The following is an 18,625-nucleotide window of genomic DNA, read 5'->3' on the forward strand; positions in this document are numbered from 1 at the left end:
ATCAGCGACAAATTTTTCGCCTGACACGCCGCCTTCGCGAGCAGGCTCGCTCCCACAGGTAATCCCCTGTCATATTTCGGTCACGCGCCTGACTTAATCTCCCCGGCAATCCCCTTGGCTTGATTCGGTGCCGGCATGACCCTGCGTGTTCTCTGCGTTTTCCTGTTGAGTGGCTGGCTGTCGGTGTCCGCCGCCGCCCTGCCGATCCCCGAAAACGGCCCGGCATTACGCATTCAGGGCTCCAACACCATCGGCGCCGAACTTGGCCCGGCGCTGGTCGAAGGCCTGTTGCAGGAACAAGGCCTGCTGAAAATCCACCGCGAAACCCCGGACACCGCCAACGAACAACGCATCGTCGGCCAGACCGCACAAGGGCAACGCGTAATCATCGAAGTCGCCGCCCACGGTTCCAGCACCGGTTTCGCCGCGTTGAAAAACGCCAGCGCCGATCTGGCCGCCTCTTCCCGCGAGATCAAGGACAGCGAACTGCTTGCCCTGCAAGCCCTCGGCGATCTGAAAAGCCCGGCGGCCGAGCAAGTCATTGCCATCGACGGCCTGGCGATCATCCTCAACCCGGCCAACCCGCTTGAGCAGTTGAACACCGAGCAACTGGCGCGGATTTTTGCCGGTGAAGTGAAAACCTGGGAAGAGCTCGGTGGGCGTGGCGGCGCTATACATTTATATGCGCGGGATGATCAATCGGGGACGTTCGACACGTTCAAGGAGCTGGTCCTGAGCCGGCGTGGGAAAAGTCTCAGCAGCGCGGCGAAGCGTTTCGAGTCCAGCGAGCAGTTATCCGACGCGGTCAGCGCTGATGCGCAAGGCATCGGCTTCATTGGCTTGCCTTACGTGCGTCAGGCCAAAGCCGTGGCGATTGCCGATGGCGCGTCGCAAGCGATGCTGCCGCTGAACAGTCTGATCGCCACCGAAGATTATCCGCTGTCGCGGCGCTTGTTCTTTTATCTGCCGCCGGACAGCCGCAATCCGTGGGCGCAGGCGTTGGCAACGTTCGCGCAAAGTCCACAGGGACAGGCGATCGTCGCGACTAGCGGTTTTGTCAGCCAGACCGTACAAGCCATGAGCGTGGCGCCGAATGCGCTGATGCCCGAGGGTTACCAATCCCTCAGCCGGCATGCCCAGCGTCTGACAGTGAATTTCCGTTTTGCCGAGGGCAGCGCCAGTCTGGACAACAAGGCGCGGCAGGATCTGGCGCGGGTGCTCGACTATATAAAGCGCAATGGCAAGACCGAACGGGCGGTGACGCTGGTGGGGTTTGGTGATTTGAAGGATGACCCGGCGCGGGCCGATCTGCTGTCGAAGCTGAGAGCGATGGCGGTGCGGCGCGAGCTGGTCAAAAACGGTGTGGTCATGCGCGAAGTCCGCGGCTTTGGTGCGCTGATGCCGGTGGCGACCAACAGTGCAGATGAAGGGCGGATCAAGAATCGGCGGGTTGAGGTTTGGGTGTATTGATCCTGATGTCGATGTGCTGAATGTACAGGCCCTTTCGCGAGCAGGCTCGCTCCCACATTGGATCTGTGGCGTGCACAAATCTTGTGGGAGCGAGCCTGCTCGCGAATGAGGCGACGCGGTATTACTGACCGCTACGCATCATCTCCTTCGGCACATACTTGCCGATCTCGAACTTGCCAATCGCCGCGCGGTGCACTTCATCCGGGCCGTCGGCCAGACGCAGGGTGCGCTGCATGGCATACATATAGGCCAGCGGGAAATCGTTCGACACCCCTGCCCCACCGTGCATCTGGATCGCCCGGTCGATCACCCGCAGGGCCACGTTCGGTGCGACGACTTTGATCTGCGCAATCTCGCTCTTCGCCACTTTGTTGCCGACGGTATCCATCATGTACGCCGCTTTCAACGTCAGCAGACGCGCCATGTCGATTTCCATTCGCGAGTCGGCGATCTTGTCGATGTTGCCACCCAGACGCGCCAGTGGTTTGCCGAATGCGGTGCGGCTCACCGAGCGTTTGCACATCAGTTCCAGTGCACGCTCGGCCATGCCGATCGAACGCATGCAGTGGTGAATGCGGCCTGGGCCAAGGCGACCCTGGGCAATTTCAAAGCCGCGTCCTTCACCGAGCAGGACGTTTTCGTACGGCACCCGAACGTTATCGAACAGCACTTCGGCGTGACCGTGCGGTGCGTCGTCGTAACCGAACACCGGCAGCGGCCGGACGATCTTCACCCCGGGGGTGTCGACCGGCACGAGAATCATCGAGTGCTGGGCATGACGCGGCGCGTCGGGGTTGCTCAGGCCCATGAAGATCAGGATCTTGCAGCGCGGATCGCAAGCGCCGGAAGTCCACCATTTCTTGCCGTTGATTACCCACTGATCGCCATCGCGCACAGCACGGGCGGCCATGTTGGTTGCGTCGGAAGACGCCACATCAGGCTCGGTCATGGCGAACGCCGAACGGATTTCGCCGCGCAGCAGCGGCTCGAGCCAGCGCTGTTTCTGTTCTTCGTTGGCGTAGCGCACCAATACTTCCATGTTGCCGGTGTCCGGCGCCGAGCAGTTGAACGGCTCCGGCCCCAGCAGGGAACGGCCCATGATTTCCGCCAATGGCGCATATTCGAGGTTGCTCAGGCCGGCGCCCAGCTCGGACTCAGGCAGAAACAAATTCCACAGCCCTTCAGCCTTGGCCTTGGCCTTGAGCTCTTCCATGATCGCGGTCGGCTGCCAGCGATCGCCCTCGGCGACCTGGCGTTCGAACACCGCTTCGGCCGGGTAAACGTAAGTGTCCATGAACGCAGTCACGCGCTCACGCAGTTCCTGAACCTTGGGCGAATAAGCGAAATCCATGGGTAGTTACCTTCTCGGGCAGAGGTTGTTCAAGTCATGTATCGATGCTAGAACAGCGCTGATCATTTACCTAGCCTATTCTCGGCGTGTATAAACATTCATCACCAATATATGATCCGCTGATCGTCAGCCCCAAAACACTTGCACTTAATAACAAGAGAAGCCGCGTTATGAATCTGAGCAAGGTCGACCTCAACCTTTTCATCGTCTTCGACGCGATCTACACCGAAGCCAACCTGACCCGCGCCGGGCAGATTGTCGGCATCACCCAGCCGGCGGTGTCCAACGCCCTGGCGCGGTTGCGCGAAACCTTCAACGACCCGCTCTTTGTGCGCACCGCTCAGGGCATGGTGCCCACGCCGATGGCGCAGAACATCATCGGCCCGGTGCGCAACGCCCTGTCGCTGCTGCGCGTGTCGGTGCAGGAAAGTCGCATCTTCAACCCGGCGCAGGCGGTCAAGACCTACCGCATCAGCATGACCGACCTGACGGAAGCGATCATTCTGCCGCCACTGTTCCAGCGCCTGCGCCGCCTGGCGCCAACGGTGATCATCGAAAGCTTTCTGTCCAAGCGCCGGGAAACCACCAAGGAACTCGCGGCCGGGCGGCTGGATTTCGCCGTGGATGCGCCGCTCAACACCGACCCGCAGGTGCGCCACGTCAAGCTGATGGACGACCGTTACGTCTGCGCCATGCGCAAGGGCCACCCAATGGCGGGCAAGGAAAAACTCAGCCTTGATGATTACCTGTCTATGACTCACATCCACATTTCCAGCCGCCGCAGTGGTCTGGGTTACGTCGATCTGGCGCTGGGCAAAATGGGCATCCAGCGCAAGATCGCCCTGCGCTCGCAGCACTATCTGATGGCTTCGCAAGTGATGCAGCAGACCGACATGGTCATGACCGTGCCGGAACGCTTCGCCCGCCGCCATGACTTGCAGTCGTTCAATTTGCCGGTGAATGATGTGCCGTCGGTGGAAACGCACCTTTATTGGCATGAAAGCACCGACCAGGACCCGGCCAACCGCTGGATGCGCGAGCAGATGATCGAGTTGTGCCAGCAGGTGACGGCGCAGGAGAAGAAGCTGGAGAAGGTGTAGGGCTTTTTTACCGCGTTATCGTTCTTCGCGAGCAGGCTCGCTCCCACAATGAATTGCATTTCATCTGAAGGAACGCGGTCGAATGTGGGAGCGAGCTTGCTCGCGAAGGGGCCTGTACAGACAACCACAACCATCCTTCTTGACGTAAACGTAAACCACCGATTAGCTTAGCGCCATGCCCCTTTTCCGAGCGCTTTCATGAGCAGTCAGACCTACAGCATTTCCGACCTCGCCCGCGAGCTGGACATCACCACCCGGGCGATCCGCTTTTATGAAGAGCAAGGCCTGCTCAGCCCCGAGCGTCGTGGCCAGGAACGTATCTATTCGCCGCGCGACAAGGTCACCCTGAAGCTGATCCTGCGCGGCAAGCGCATCGGTTTTTCCCTGGCCGAATGCCGCGAGCTGATCGAACTCTACGACCCGTCCGGCGGTAACACCAAACAGCTCAACAGCATGCTGGCGAAAATCAGCGAACGCCGCGAACAGCTCGAACAGCAGTTGCTGGATATCGAACAGATGAAGCTTGAGCTGGACACTGCCGAAGAGCGCTGCGTGCAGGCGCTGGAGCAGACGCTTAAAAGCCAGGCGGTCTAGCGAATATTGGTGCCCCTGTGGGAGCGAGCCTGCTCGCGAATGCATTCTGTCATCCACCAATAACGGTGACTGATCCACCGCTTTCGCGAGCAGGCTCGCTCCCACAGGGATCTTCGTGAACTGAAAAAACAGGCAGGTCCCACCCATGTCCCTCCCCTCCCAAGTACGCCTGATCGAAGTCGGCCCGCGCGATGGCCTGCAGAACGAAGCCCAACCGATCAGCGTCGCTGACAAGGTGCAACTGGTCGATGCGCTGAGCGCCGCCGGGCTTGGCTACGTCGAAGTCGGCAGTTTCGTCTCGCCGAAATGGGTGCCGCAGATGGCCGGATCCGCCGAAGTGTTCGCGCAGATCCAGCGCAAACCTGGCGTGACCTACGGCGCGCTGGCGCCGAACCTGCGCGGTTTTGAAGACGCGCTTGCCGCCGGGGTCAAGGAAGTCGCGGTGTTCGCCGCCGCCTCCGAGGCGTTCTCGCAGCGCAACATCAATTGCTCGATCAGCGAAAGCCTGGCGCGGTTTGCGCCGATCATGGAGGCCGCCAAACAACACGGCGTTACCGTGCGCGGTTACGTTTCCTGTGTGCTGGGCTGTCCGTATGAAGGCACGGTCGCGCCGGAGCAAGTGGCGATGGTCGCGCGTGAACTGTACGCGATGGGCTGCTATGAAGTGTCGCTGGGCGACACCATCGGCACCGGCACGGCCGGCGCGACCCGGCGCCTGTTCGAGGTGGTTTCGGCGCAGGTGCCACGGGACAAGCTCGCCGGGCATTTCCACGACACCTATGGCCAGGCCATGGCCAACATCTACGCCAGCCTGCTCGAAGGCATTGCGGTGTTCGACAGCTCTATCGCCGGCCTCGGCGGCTGCCCGTACGCCAAAGGCGCGAGCGGTAACGTTGCCACCGAGGACGTGGTGTACCTGCTCAACGGCTTGGGCATCGAGACCGGTATCGACCTGGACGCCTTGATTGCCGCAGGCCAGCAGATCAGCGCAGTGCTCGGCCGCCCGAGCGGTTCGCGAGTGGCCAAGGCGCGCAGCGCGCAGTGAGGTGTTACCGCTGCGTCAGTGATGTGGGCAAAAGCGAGTAACACGGAAACAAATTGTCTGGCTTTGCCCCAAGCTGAAAAAGCCTCGAAATCCTAAGTGGTTGATTCAAAAGGATTTTTAAAAGTTGGCACGACACCTGCTATCTCTATCGCATAACAAGAATAAAAAGCCGCAAACCAATAAAAACAAGACGAAACGACTCTGACATAACAAGAACAACACGGCAGAGACGCAGCTAACAGATTTTTTTGGAGAAGGTGTGCTTTTCAGGGTGCTCTCAGGAGTGACCCGCAACCGGGCAGAGAACAATAAAACTACCTTCAGGTAGCTCCCGAATCGGTTGGATCGTTAAACGAGAAAGCAGATCAGCGCTCAAAAAAATACGTTTGCTCTTGACCCCGGATGGGGGTCGCCAAAAAGCTGTACAGGGCCACGGTTGCCAAAAACAACAACAGACCGACCCTCAATAATAAAAAGAGCACGCAACGACAAATTAAAGGGGAGCTTCGGCTCCCCTTTGTGCTTTCTGTGATTCGTCTCTCTATCACTGCATCCCTGTGGGAGCGAGCCTGCTCGCGAAAACGGTGTATCAGACACATTTGCGCTGAATAACACACTGCATTCGCGAGCAGGCTCGCTCCCACAGAAGACGTGGTTATCGGTCGATTGTTTTCAGCTCCTCGATACTGATCTCGCGCATCCTGAATTTCTGAATCTTGCCCGTCACCGTCATCGGAAACGCGTCGACGAATTTGAAGTAACGCGGTGTCTTGAAATGGGCGATGCGTTCCTTGCACCACGTTTGCAGCTCCAGCTCCGAGGCGCTGTGGCCGGGGTGGAATTTGATCCAGGCAACGATTTCCTCACCGTAGCGTGAGCACGGAATACCGATCACCTGCACGTCGGCCACCGCCGGATGGGTGAAGAAGAATTCCTCCAGCTCACGGGGATAAACATTCTCGCCGCCACGAATGATCATGTCCTTGTTACGCCCGGCGATGTTGACGTAACCCTCCTCGTTCATGCTCGCCAGGTCGCCGGTGTGCATCCACCCCGCCTCATCGATGGCTTCGGCGGTGGCCTGCGGGTTGTTCCAGTAACCGAGCATCACGCTGTAACCGCGCGTGCACAATTCGCCGATGGTGCCGCGCGGCACAAGGTTGCCAGCGGTGTCGATGATCTTGCTTTCCAGTTGTGGCTGGGTGCGCCCGACCGTGGTGACGCGCAACTCCAGCTCGTCCGCCGGCCCGGTCTGCAACGACACCGGGCTGGTTTCGGTCATGCCGTACGCGATCTGCACTTCACTCATGTGCATTTCGTTGATGACCCGCCGCATGACCTCGATCGGACAGGTGGCGCCGGCCATGATCCCGGTGCGCAGGCTCGACAGGTCGAAAGTCTGCCGCTGCGGCTGATCCAGCATGGCGATGAACATGGTCGGCACACCATACAGCGCCGTGGCCTGCTCTTCGGCCACCGCTTGCAGGGTCAGCGCCGGATCGAACGCGTCATTGGGGTAAATCATCGTACTGCCATGGGTGACGCAACCGAGGTTGCCCATGACCATGCCGAAGCAGTGATACAGCGGCACCGGAATCACCAGACGATCGGCAGCCGTCAGGCCGAGGCTTTCGCCGACCATGTAACCGTTGTTGAGGATGTTGTAGTGACTGAGGGTCGCGCCCTTGGGGAAACCGGTGGTGCCGGAGGTGTACTGGATGTTCACCGGTTGATCGAAATGCAGGCTGGCGCTGCGTTCGCGCAGCTGTTCGGACGAGACGCTGGTGGCCAGATCGCTGAGCTGCGACCACGGCAGAAAACCGGGCGGCTGATAGGCATCGAGGCTGATCACGCCGCGCAGCTCCGGCAGGCGTTCGCTGCGCAGCTGACCGATGGCGTGCTCGGCCAATTCTGGCGCCAGGGTCTGGAGCATTTCGTGGTAATTCGAGGTCTTGAACGCTCCGGCACAGACCAGCCACTGGCAGCCGGACTGCTTGAGCACGTACTCGAGTTCGGAGCTGCGGTAGGCGGGATTGATGTTGACCAGAATCACGCCGATCTTCGCCGTGGCGAACTGGGTGATGCACCACTGCGCGCAGTTCGGCGCCCAGATGCCGAGGCGATCGCCCGTCTGCAAACCCAGCGCGAGCAGGGCTCTGGCCTGCTCATCCACCGCATCGGCCAGTTGCCGCCAGGAGTAACGCAACTGTTGATGGCGCACCACCAAAGCTTCACCGTCCGGGTACTGCGCGACAGTCTGATCGAAGCGCTGACCGATGGTCATCGCCAGCAGAGCTTGGTCCTGAGAGCCACGGGTGTAGCTGCGCTGCGGGCTTGCACTGGGTTGATCCATGACGACCCCTATTGTCTTTATTAGTGGGTTTTCCCGGTTTTGAATCCCTGTGGGAGCGAGCCTGCTCGCGAATACGCTGCGTCATTCAGCCTTGGGGGCGACTGATACAGCTCTTTCGCGAGCAGGCTCGCTCCCACCAGAAACAAACCGATATCTGATCCTGAACTGCCCTTACTCTCACCCAAGTTGACGCTTACGTAAAGCCGATTGACAGTCGATCTCTGGAAGCTTTACGTTAACGTAAAGCTGAACGCCGATTCGTCGTGCGCTCCACCCGATAAAAAAGCCAAAAGGTGACCCATGAGCTATCCATCCCTGAATTTCGCCCTCGGTGAAACCATCGACATGCTGCGCGATCAGGTGCAGTCCTTCGTCGCCGATCAGATCGCCCCGCGTGCCGCGCAGATCGACCACGACAACCTGTTCCCCGCCGACATGTGGCGCAAATTCGGTGACATGGGCCTGCTCGGCATCACCGTGCCGGAAGAGTACGGCGGCGCTGGCCTGGGTTATCTGGCGCACGTAGTGGCGATGGAAGAAATCAGCCGTGGCTCGGCGTCAGTGGCGTTGTCCTATGGCGCGCACTCCAACCTTTGCGTCAACCAGATCAACCGCAACGGCAATCACCAACAGAAAATCAAATACTTGCCGAAGCTGATCAGCGGCGAGCACGTCGGCGCCCTGGCGATGAGCGAGCCCAACGCCGGTTCCGATGTGGTCTCGATGAAACTGCGCGCCGACAAACGCGGCGATCGCTTCGTCCTCAACGGCAGCAAAACCTGGATCACCAACGGTCCGGACGCCAATACCTACGTGATCTACGCCAAGACCGACCTGGAAAAAGGCCCGCACGGCATCACCGCGTTCATCGTCGAGCGGGACTGGAAAGGCTTCAGCCGCAGCAACAAGTTCGACAAGCTCGGCATGCGTGGCTCCAACACCTGCGAGCTGTTTTTCGACGATGTCGAAGTACCCGAGGAGAACATTCTCGGCGTGCTCAACGGTGGCGTGAAAGTGTTGATGAGCGGCCTCGATTACGAGCGCGTGGTGCTCTCGGGCGGCCCGACCGGAATCATGCAGTCGTGCATGGACCTGATCGTGCCGTACATCCACGACCGCAAGCAGTTCGGCCAGAGCATCGGCGAATTCCAACTGATCCAGGGCAAAGTCGCCGACATGTACACCCAGCTCAACGCCAGCCGCGCTTATCTGTACGCGGTGGCCCAGGCCTGCGAGCGCGGCGAAACCACGCGCAAGGACGCGGCCGGGGTGATCCTCTACACCGCCGAACGCGCCACGCAAATGGCCCTCGACGCGATCCAGATTCTCGGCGGCAACGGCTACATCAACGAATTCCCCGCCGGCCGCCTGCTGCGCGACGCCAAGCTCTACGAAATCGGCGCCGGCACCAGCGAGATCCGCCGCATGCTGATCGGCCGCGAACTGTTCAACGAGACGAAATGAATTTCGTCAGCGGCAAGCTACAAGCTGCAAGAGAACCGCGCTCTTGCCCCAACTTGCAGCTTGCCGCTTGTAGCTAGAAGCTGCTTACGGAGTAAGCCCCATGATTCTGCACACTCAGCTCAACCCGCGTTCAGCGGAGTTCGCCGCCAACTGCGCGGCGATGCTCAAACAGGTCGACGCGCTGCACACCCTGCTCGCTCAAGTGGCGCAGGGTGGCGGTGTCAAAGCTCAGGAACGCCACACCTCGCGGGGGAAATTGCTGCCGCGCGAGCGCATCAATCGCTTGCTTGATCCGGGCTCGCCGTTTCTCGAAATCAGCCAACTGGCGGCTCACGCCGTGTATGGCGAAGACGTCCCGGCTGCCGGGGTGATCGCCGGGATTGGTCGCGTTGAAGGCGTCGAGTGCATGATCGTCGCCAACGATGCGACGGTGAAAGGTGGCTCGTATTACCCGCTCACCGTGAAGAAGCACCTGCGTGCGCAGACCATCGCCCAGCAGAATCGCCTGCCGTGCATTTATCTGGTGGACTCGGGCGGCGCCAACCTGCCGCGTCAGGACGAAGTGTTTCCGGATCGCGAGCACTTCGGGCGGATCTTTTTCAACCAAGCCAACATGAGCGCCATGGGCATCCCGCAGATCGCCGTGGTCATGGGTTCGTGCACCGCTGGCGGCGCGTATGTGCCGGCAATGGCGGACGAGGCGATCATGGTGCGCAACCAGGCGACGATTTTCCTCGCCGGCCCGCCGCTGGTGAAAGCCGCGACCGGTGAAGTGGTCAGCGCCGAAGATCTGGGCGGCGCTGATGTGCACTGCAAGACATCTGGCGTGGCCGACCATTACGCCGAGAACGACGAACACGCCCTCGCCTTGGCCCGCCGCAGCGTCGCCAACCTCAACTGGCGCAAGCTCGGCGAGGTGCAGCAACGCACGCCGATTGCGCCGCTGTACGCCAGCGACGAGTTGTACGGCGTGGTTCCGGCTGACGCCAAGCAGCCATTCGATGTGCGCGAAGTGATCGCGCGGCTGGTCGACGGCTCGGTGTTCGATGAATTCAAAGCGCTGTTCGGCACCACGCTGGTCTGCGGTTTCGCGCACTTGCACGGCTACCCGATCGCGATTCTGGCGAACAACGGCATCCTCTTCGCCGAAGCCGCGCAGAAAGGCGCGCACTTCATCGAACTGGCCTGCCAGCGCGGCATCCCGCTGCTGTTTCTGCAGAACATCACCGGTTTCATGGTCGGCCAGAAATACGAAGCCGGCGGCATCGCCAAACACGGCGCGAAACTGGTGACCGCGGTGGCCTGCGCCAAGGTGCCGAAATTCACCGTGATCATCGGCGGCAGCTTCGGTGCCGGCAACTACGGCATGTGCGGGCGCGCTTACGATCCGCGTTTCTTGTGGATGTGGCCGAACGCGCGGATCGGCGTGATGGGCGCCGAACAGGCAGCCGGTGTGCTGGTGCAGGTCAAGCGCGAACAGGCCGAACGCAGCGGTCAGGCGTTCAGCGCCGAGCAGGAGACCGAGATCAAGCAGCCGATTCTCGATCAGTACGAAGAACAGGGTCACCCCTACTACTCCAGCGCGCGGCTGTGGGACGACGGCGTCATCGACCCGGCGCAGACCCGCGATGTACTGGCCCTGGCCTTGTCCGCGTCGCTGAACGCGCCAATCGAACCGAGCCGCTTCGGCGTGTTCCGGATGTGATGTTTTTTTGTGGGAGCGAGCCTGCTCGCGAATGCGCTCTGTCAGGCAGCGGATAGATCGACTGATACCCCGCTTTCGCGAGCAGGCTCGCTCCCACAAGAACCGTGGAGACGGATGAATATGAGCGACTTCAATACCCTCGAACTGCAAAACGACCCACGCGGTTTTGCGACCTTGTGGCTCAACCGTGCCGAGAAAAACAACGCCTTCAATGCCGAAATGATCCGCGAACTGATCCTCTCCCTCGACAAGGTCGCCAGCGATTCGAGCCTGCGTTTCCTGCTGCTGCGCGGGCGTGGCAAGCATTTCAGTGCCGGTGCCGACCTGGCGTGGATGCAGCAATCGGCGGAACTCGATTACCACACCAATCTTGACGATGCCCGCGAACTGGCCGAGCTGATGTACAACCTCGCCAAGCTGAAAATCCCCACTCTGGCTGTGGTTCAGGGCGCGGCGTTTGGTGGCGCGCTGGGCTTGATCAGTTGCTGTGACATGGCGATCGGCGCCGATGACGCGCAGTTCTGCCTGTCGGAAGTACGCATCGGCCTGGCACCGGCCGTGATCAGCCCGTTCGTGGTGCAGGCGATCGGTGAGCGTGCGGCGCGCCGCTATGCGCTGACGGCCGAGCGCTTCAGCGGGCAGCGGGCGCGGGAAATCGGCTTGCTCGCCGAAAGCTACCCGGCCGCTGAACTGGAGCAACAGGTCGAACAGTGGGTCGACAATCTGCTGCTCAACAGCCCCGCCGCGATGCGCGCCAGCAAGGACTTGCTGCGTGAAGTCGGCAACGGCGCGCTGACCCCGGCCCTGCGTCGTTACACGGAAAATGCCATCGCGCGAATTCGCGTCAGCGCCGAAGGTCAGGAAGGCTTGCGCGCCTTTCTGCAAAAACGCCCGCCGAACTGGCAAGCCGCATCCACCAAGGAGTCGCGTTGATGAGCGCACCTGTGATTACCACCCTGTTGGTGGCCAACCGCGGCGAAATCGCCTGCCGCGTGATGCGCACCGCCAAGGCACTGGGCCTGACTACCGTCGCCGTGCACAGCGCCACCGACCGCGATGCGCGGCACAGCCGTGAAGCCGATATCCGCGTGGATCTGGGCGGCAGCAAGGCTGCCGAGAGTTATCTGCAAATCGATAAATTGATCGCCGCCGCCAAGGCCAGCGGTGCCCAGGCGATTCATCCCGGCTACGGTTTCCTCTCGGAGAACGCTGGATTCGCCCGCGCCATCGAAGCCGCCGGGCTGATCTTCCTCGGCCCGCCCGCCGCGGCCATCGATGCGATGGGCAGCAAATCCGCCGCCAAGGCGCTGATGGAAAAGGCTGGCGTGCCACTGGTGCCGGGCTATCACGGCGAAGCGCAGGACCTCGACACCTTCCGTGAAGCCTGCGAACGCATCGGTTATCCGGTGCTGCTCAAGGCCACTGCGGGTGGTGGCGGCAAAGGCATGAAAGTCGTCGAGGATGTCAGCCAACTGGCTGAAGCCCTCGCCTCGGCGCAGCGCGAAGCGCAATCGTCGTTTGGCGACTCGCGGATGCTGGTGGAAAAGTATTTGCTCAAGCCACGTCACGTGGAAATTCAGGTGTTCGCCGATCAGCACGGCAACTGCCTGTACCTCAACGAACGCGACTGCTCGATCCAGCGTCGGCACCAGAAAGTCGTCGAAGAAGCCCCGGCGCCGGGTCTGACGCCCGAGTTGCGCCGGGCAATGGGCGAAGCGGCTGTGCGTTCGGCGCAGGCGATCGGTTATGTCGGCGCCGGCACCGTGGAGTTTTTGCTGGATGCGCGCGGCGAGTTTTTCTTCATGGAGATGAACACGCGGCTGCAAGTCGAGCACCCGGTGACCGAAGCAATCACCGGGCTCGATCTGGTCGCCTGGCAGATTCGCGTCGCCCGTGGGGAAGCGCTGCCGATCACCCAGGCGCAGGTGCCGCTCAACGGTCATGCGATTGAAGTGCGCTTGTATGCCGAAGATCCGGCGCATGATTTCCTGCCGGCCACCGGGCGTCTGGATCTGTACCGCGAATCGGCGCAGGGGCCGGGGCGGCGGGTAGACAGCGGCGTTGAGGAAGGTGACGAGATATCGCCGTTCTACGATCCGATGCTCGGCAAACTGATTGCCTGGGGTGAAGATCGCGAACAGGCGCGCTTGCGTCTGTTGAGCATGCTCGACGAGTTTGCGATTGGCGGGCTGAAGACCAACATCAATTTCCTGCGCCGGATCATCGCGCATCCGGCGTTTGCGGCGGCAGAGCTGGATACCGGGTTTATTCCGCGCTATCAGGAGCAGTTGCTGCCAGCGTCAGGCACGCTGAGCGACGAGTTCTGGCAAGCGGCGGCGCAGGCGTTTGTGCAGAGTTTGCCGAAGCGTGCGCGGGCGGATGATCCCGCCTCCCCCTGGTCTTGCAGCAGTGGTTTGCGCGCAGGCTTGCTGGCGGAAATCACCTTGCATCTGAGTTGCGAGGGGCAGGATCGCGCGTTGACCTTGAGAACTGCGGCCCATGCAAAACTGTTGGGCGAGGCGCTGACCATCGAGCATGACGGCGTGCGCCGCACATTGCGGGCGATTCGTCAGGGTGGCGCGTTGTATCTGCAATGGGACGGCGAGTTGCGGCGCATCGAAGCGTTCGATCCGATCAGTGCCGTCGAAGCCAGCCACAGCCATCAGGGCGGTCTGACCGCGCCAATGAACGGCAGCATCGTGCGCGTGCTGGTCGAAACGGGACAGTCGGTTGAGGCCGGGGCGCAACTGGTGGTGCTGGAAGCCATGAAGATGGAACACAGCATCCGCGCGCCGCACGCCGGTGTGATCAAAGCGCTGTATTGCCAGGAAGGCGATATGGTCAGTGAAGGCAGTGCTTTGGTTGAACTGGAAGAGGGATGAAATAAAAGGGTCGATCCTGGCCTTGAGCGAGGATCGATCCGTTCAGTAACGCGCCGTTGCCTGAACCACCACGCCGATAATCCGGCATTCATCGGTGAGCAGGGTTTTCGGCCAGGTTGGATTGAGCGGAACCAGGTAGCGCTGGCCGGCCTGCTCGTCGAGTTTGCGGAAAATCGCTTCTTCGCTGTCCGGCCACTGGGCGATCACCAATTTGCCAGGCACTGCCTCCAACTCCGGGTCAACCAGAATCAGCATGCCCTCGGCAATGCTCTGGCCGCTCGGCGCGGTCATCGAATCCCCCGTCACCGTCAGCCAGAACGCGGCACCGCCACGAGCGTGGTAATCCGTCAGTTCGAAGCGCTGCTTCGCTGATGCTCCGGGATAGCTCGCCGCAGTGTCACGCACTTCGCACGGTGCACGCCAATCGCAGACCGGATAACGGAAGTACGGGTTGTACTTCTGCGCCAGCGGCATCTCGTCTTCCGGCGTCGCCTGCGGTTCGCGGATCACCAGGACGACTTCGAGGAAGTCCATTCCCAGCGCCTTGAGCACGCGGTTCATTTCGGTAACACCGGGTTCGCGACGCTTGTTCAGCCAATGACCGATCCCGCCCTGGGACATGCCGACGCGCTCTCCGAGCTCTGTTTGAGTGACTTTGAGTTCACTCATCTTGGCCTTGACCAACTCAATCCATTTATCCATGTGCCGCACCTTACGCGGACGTCTTCGACCAGCAAAACACATATTGTAGTATTTAAATTCTCGTCACAAATACAGGTGGTACTATCCTAGGGAAACGGACTTTCAATCGAACATGGAGTGACGTTTCATGATGAACATCAGCAGCAAAGACCTGCCCGATCTGCATATCGACACCAGCTTCACCTCGCCTCAGGGCAATGCCGCCGCACAGCGCGCTCTCGACTACTACTTGAAACCGACTGTTTCGAAATCCGAGACGGACGAACGTTTCTTCGATGTCAAAAACCATCTCAGTGGCGAGGAAGCACTGGTGCACGCCTCGGACTTGTTGCGATGTGCGGCCGCCACCGCGTTCAAGGCCGCAGAAAACCTGCAAGGCACGAATCGCGACCTGGCTTTCTCGGTGGTGCACATGGTGGATATGGCGCGGGCAATGGTCGACCATTCGATCGACAACGACGAAGTCACGGCGGACAAGGTACGGGCGGACAGGAAAGAATTTTCCCATCGCGCAGATAAAAACATTTGACTTGCAAATGATAATGATTATTATTGCAAGCAGCTGGTCGCGAGATCAGTCGATGGACCAGAGACCTTAGGTCGGTCTTCTGGACTATCTCCTCGTCAGGCTAATCACGGTTTTTGACCCGGCTTTTTGCCGGGTCTTTTTTTGCCCGTTTTTCGGGCTTGTGTCTTCAGGCTAATGAAGTCTTTGAGTGCTGCAAATTCGATGGCGCGGATAATATCAAAAGAATATTGATTGGCAAGCCGAGCCCGGCCACATTGGGCCAAACAATGGCAATCAGCACTTGAGAATCAATCGCATAGCCTCTAAGCTGCTGGCGCGTCACGGAAGACGCCCCCCGCTACACCCGCAATTCCCCTCGGTTTCACCCCAGCCTGCGTGTAAAGTACCGGTCATAAAAATCCTGCTCTGGAAGCGATTATGACCGTGGCCAAATCTTCGTTCGACATCAGCGCCAATTTCGACAGCGGCAATATCCAAGTCATCGACATCAGCAACCCGCTCAATCCGGTTCTGGCCATCCGCCCGGACACCCGCAGCGCTCATTTTCAGTGGTTCCACTTCAAGGCCAGCGGCCTGCATGTGCATCAGGAACACTGGTTTCGTCTGGTCAACGCCAGCCAATCGACCTACAGCAAAGGCTGGCCGGGCTATCAGGCGGTGGCATCGTATGATCACGTCAACTGGTTCCGCATCCCCACCAGCTTCGAAGGCGACAGCCTGCGCTTCTGCCTCGAAGCCGAACAGACCCACGCCTGGTTCGCCTATTTCGAACCCTACAGCCGCGGCCGCCACGACTGGTTGATCGAGCAGGCGCTGAGCAAGGCTGGCACCGAATTGCTGGCGACCGGCAAAAGTGTCGAGGGCCGCGACATTCAGCTACTGCGCAAAGGCAGTGGCGCCGAAGGCCAGCGCAAGATCTGGATCATCGCCCAGCAGCATCCGGGCGAGCACATGGCTGAATGGTTCATGGAAGGTGTGATCGAGCGTCTGGAGCGCCATGACGACCCGATTCTGAATAAACTGCTGGCGAGCGCCGATCTGTATCTGGTGCCGAACATGAACCCGGATGGCGCCTTCCACGGCCACCTGCGCACCAATGCCATGGGTCAGGACTTGAACCGGGCCTGGCAGAACGCGAGCCAGGACATCAGCCCGGAAGTGCTGTTCGTTCAGCAGCAGATGCAAAAGTATGGCGTCGATGCGTTTATCGACGTACACGGCGACGAAACCATACCTCACGTTTTCACCGCCGGCTGTGAAGGCAATCCTGGCTTTACACCGCGCATCGAAAAGCTTGAAGAGCATTTCCGCAGTCATCTCAAGCACACCACCAAAGACTTCCAGACCACCTACGGCTACACCCGCGACGAACCGGGTCAGGCCAATATGACACTGGCCTGCAACAGCGTCGGGCAAAAATACGATTGCCTGTCGCTGACCCTGGAGATGCCGTTCAAGGACCACGACGACCACCCGGACAAGATCACCGGCTGGTCGGGCAAACGTTCGAAGCAATTGGGCAAGGACGTGCTGACCACCCTCGCCGACATGGTCGACACCCTGCGCTGATCCCCTCCTCTGTAACGACAAAAGATCGCAGCCTGTCTGCGATCTTTTGCTTTAACGGCTCAGCCGCGATCACGCCCGCGCAACATGCTGTCGAGCACTTCGTCACGACGCACCCAGCCATGAAACAGCGCCGCCGCCAGGTGCAGCAGCACCGTCAGAAACAGCAGATACGCCAGATAGCCATGGGACTTGCGCAGCACCGCAAACAGTTGCGCATCGGCCGGCACAATCGACGGCAGATGCAGCGACGCCGTGAGCATCACCGGTTCGCCCGAGGCACTGATCATCGCCCAGCCAAGCAGCGGCAACACCAGCATCAACGCATACAACAAGACGTGGGAAGCCTTGGCCGCCAGCACCTGCCAGCCCGGCAGATCATCCGGCAACGGCGGCTGACGCGTGGTGAAGCGCACCAGCAGGCGCACGATCACCAGCGCCAGAATCGCGATGCCCAGCGGCTTGTGCAGATGAATCAGCCATTCATGGCGAGACGACACCGAAGTGACCATTCCCGCACCGATGAACAACATGGCGATGATCATCAGCGCCATCAACCAGTGCAGCAGGCGCGCCAGCAAAACGAAATGCGTCGGTTGCTTGTTCATGGACGAGCCTCCTGTTTGGCGGCGGGCAACTGGCTGACTTCGCTGGTGCGACGCAGGTAGGAATCGGCATAGCCGGCAGAACGCGCGGCCAGCAGTGGATCTTCCGAGCCTTGAATCCCGGCCGGCAGCACCAGCGGGTCGTAGTTGATGTCGCGGCATTCACCGCTGAGCTGCGGCTGGGTTTTCTCCAGCACCAAAGTCCCGGCGTTCAGCACTTTGCGATTTGCGGGCCAGGTCTTGCTGGCATCGTTGACCGGGTCGTCGGCGTTGGCCAGGGTGATGTTCAACTGGAAGCGCAAGGGTGCGGCGGCCAGGCGTTGCACCAGATCCTTCTCGAGAAAGTCCGCGCCTTCAGGGGCCGTGGCACCTGTTGCGTCCTGCGCCAACGGGGTCATGCTCCAGCGCACGGCCTGCTTTTTACCGTTGCCATCGACCAGATAGAACGCATTGATGCTGTTATAGGTTTCGGTCGCGTAGCTGGCCGAAGGCTTGGCGGTCTTCACCCACGTCAAGAACGGCACGGCTTCCGGGTGTGCAGCAAAGAACGCCGGCACCTTCGTCGGGTCGGGCTTGCCAGTGGCTGGATCCGGCGACTGCGCCTGCTGCAATTGGTAGAACGCTTCAGGCGTGCCCACCGGAAACACCGGCATGCTGTTCATGCCGGTGCGCCATTGCTGACCGTTCGCCTGGGTGAAGCGCAGCGCCAGGCTGCGGATTGGCACGGCGCTGTCCGGCGCATAGGGATTGCCGGCCGGCAAGGCGAAACGCCCCACCACCGGCGTCTGCGGCAGGTTGAACACTTGCGCGGTGGAGAACGCGCGCGCCTCGCCGCTGCTTTCGAAATGGCCGATCACGCACACGCCCTTGGCGTGATTGCGACGAAAGCCGGGATGCACGCCGTTGTTTTTCTCCAGCACATCGACCAGCGCTTTTGGCGTCAGTCGTTGGGGGTCAAGGTTGCCATGCACGTAGGCAAACGCCCCGGCCACGGCGGCGACAATCACGGCAATGCCGCCCAGGCGAAAAATCAGGCTCGCGGCGCTCAGTGGCTGGCGCGGCGGCCTGCCGGGCGGTGCAGCGTTGGGGGACGAGCGATCAACCATGAATATCTCCAGGCCATCGGCCACAAGTGGAAAGAGTCAGCAAGACGCACCCCGTCCGGGTTTATTCCACGGCGCGGTATTTATTTTTGCGCACGGGGAATAACCTGCGCTGACGGACGTCTTCCTAGTCCACAGCGTAGCGACCAGCAGAAA

At 60.6% G+C, this 18,625-nt stretch carries 15 protein-coding genes; 10 read left to right on the top strand and 5 right to left on the bottom strand.

Going from position 1 to position 18,625, the window contains the following annotated elements:
• The first annotated feature begins 135 nt into the window (after positions 1-135).
• Positions 136-1,470: a phosphate ABC transporter substrate-binding/OmpA family protein gene (locus tag PS14A_RS15705; RefSeq protein WP_212616679.1), complete on the top strand. Its 1,335-nt coding sequence runs from the start codon at positions 136-138 to the stop codon at positions 1,468-1,470.
• Between the two features lie 121 nt (positions 1,471-1,591).
• Here PS14A_RS15705 and PS14A_RS15710 read toward each other — a convergent pair whose 3' ends face one another.
• A complete protein-coding gene (locus tag PS14A_RS15710; RefSeq protein WP_024013435.1) occupies positions 1,592-2,821 on the bottom strand; it encodes an acyl-CoA dehydrogenase in 1,230 nt (409 codons plus the stop codon).
• 170 nt (positions 2,822-2,991) lie between these two features.
• Between PS14A_RS15710 and PS14A_RS15715 the strand changes: the two genes are divergently transcribed.
• The 3 genes from PS14A_RS15715 (at position 2,992) to PS14A_RS15725 (ending at position 5,560) form a co-directional block, all read left to right on the top strand.
• Entirely contained in the window at positions 2,992-3,921 is a 930-nt protein-coding gene (locus PS14A_RS15715; protein ID WP_212616680.1) for a LysR family transcriptional regulator, read from the top strand.
• A gap of 198 nt (positions 3,922-4,119) precedes the next feature.
• Positions 4,120-4,515: a MerR family DNA-binding transcriptional regulator gene (locus PS14A_RS15720; protein WP_137214773.1), complete on the top strand. Its 396-nt coding sequence runs from the start codon at positions 4,120-4,122 to the stop codon at positions 4,513-4,515.
• A gap of 145 nt (positions 4,516-4,660) precedes the next feature.
• On the top strand, positions 4,661-5,560 hold the full coding sequence (locus PS14A_RS15725) for a hydroxymethylglutaryl-CoA lyase (RefSeq protein ID WP_212616681.1): 900 nt from the start codon (positions 4,661-4,663) through the stop codon (positions 5,558-5,560).
• 655 nt (positions 5,561-6,215) lie between these two features.
• On the opposite strand, the gene PS14A_RS15730 is transcribed toward PS14A_RS15725, so the two are convergent.
• Entirely contained in the window at positions 6,216-7,913 is a 1,698-nt protein-coding gene (locus PS14A_RS15730) for an AMP-binding protein (protein WP_212616682.1), read from the bottom strand.
• 300 nt (positions 7,914-8,213) lie between these two features.
• Here PS14A_RS15730 and PS14A_RS15735 point away from each other — a divergent pair, with 300 nt between their 5' ends.
• The 4 genes from PS14A_RS15735 to PS14A_RS15750 all read left to right on the top strand — a co-directional run bounded on the left by PS14A_RS15735 (position 8,214) and on the right by PS14A_RS15750 (position 13,964).
• On the top strand, positions 8,214-9,377 hold the full coding sequence (locus PS14A_RS15735; RefSeq protein ID WP_212616683.1) for an isovaleryl-CoA dehydrogenase: 1,164 nt from the start codon (positions 8,214-8,216) through the stop codon (positions 9,375-9,377).
• A 100-nt stretch (positions 9,378-9,477) separates the two neighbouring features.
• Complete coding sequence (locus tag PS14A_RS15740) at positions 9,478-11,082, top strand: carboxyl transferase domain-containing protein (protein WP_186566352.1); 1,605 nt, start codon at positions 9,478-9,480, stop codon at positions 11,080-11,082.
• Between the two features lie 120 nt (positions 11,083-11,202).
• Positions 11,203-12,015 (top strand): gamma-carboxygeranoyl-CoA hydratase, encoded by an 813-nt coding sequence (locus tag PS14A_RS15745; protein WP_212616684.1) that lies wholly within the window; start codon positions 11,203-11,205, stop codon positions 12,013-12,015.
• Entirely contained in the window at positions 12,015-13,964 is a 1,950-nt protein-coding gene (locus tag PS14A_RS15750) for an acetyl/propionyl/methylcrotonyl-CoA carboxylase subunit alpha (protein WP_212616685.1), read from the top strand. Before PS14A_RS15745 ends, PS14A_RS15750 begins: the two co-directional genes overlap by 1 nt.
• Positions 13,965-14,006: 42 nt before the next feature.
• Here the strand turns inward: PS14A_RS15750 and PS14A_RS15755 are convergent, their stop codons facing one another.
• On the bottom strand, positions 14,007-14,666 hold the full coding sequence (locus PS14A_RS15755) for a S24 family peptidase (protein ID WP_212616686.1): 660 nt from the start codon (positions 14,664-14,666) through the stop codon (positions 14,007-14,009).
• A 130-nt stretch (positions 14,667-14,796) separates the two neighbouring features.
• Between PS14A_RS15755 and PS14A_RS15760 the strand changes: the two genes are divergently transcribed.
• Positions 14,797-15,195 carry a DUF3077 domain-containing protein gene (locus tag PS14A_RS15760; RefSeq protein WP_212616795.1) on the top strand — a complete coding sequence of 133 codons (399 nt, stop codon included), beginning with the start codon at positions 14,797-14,799 and terminating at the stop codon, positions 15,193-15,195.
• Positions 15,196-15,612: 417 nt separating this feature from the next.
• Complete coding sequence (locus PS14A_RS15765; protein ID WP_212616687.1) at positions 15,613-16,764, top strand: M14-type cytosolic carboxypeptidase; 1,152 nt, start codon at positions 15,613-15,615, stop codon at positions 16,762-16,764.
• A 59-nt stretch (positions 16,765-16,823) separates the two neighbouring features.
• On the opposite strand, the gene PS14A_RS15770 is transcribed toward PS14A_RS15765, so the two are convergent.
• Positions 16,824-17,369 (bottom strand): cytochrome b, encoded by a 546-nt coding sequence (locus PS14A_RS15770; protein ID WP_122880191.1) that lies wholly within the window; start codon positions 17,367-17,369, stop codon positions 16,824-16,826.
• Positions 17,366-18,472: a catalase family peroxidase gene (locus tag PS14A_RS15775; RefSeq protein ID WP_212616688.1), complete on the bottom strand. Its 1,107-nt coding sequence runs from the start codon at positions 18,470-18,472 to the stop codon at positions 17,366-17,368. The genes PS14A_RS15770 and PS14A_RS15775 overlap by 4 nt, the downstream gene beginning before the upstream one ends.
• Positions 18,473-18,625 lie beyond the last annotated feature (153 nt).

The sequence above is a fragment of the Pseudomonas sp. 14A genome (genome assembly GCF_018132745.1).
Classification (GTDB): Bacteria; Pseudomonadota; Gammaproteobacteria; order Pseudomonadales; family Pseudomonadaceae; genus Aquipseudomonas; species Aquipseudomonas mercuritolerans.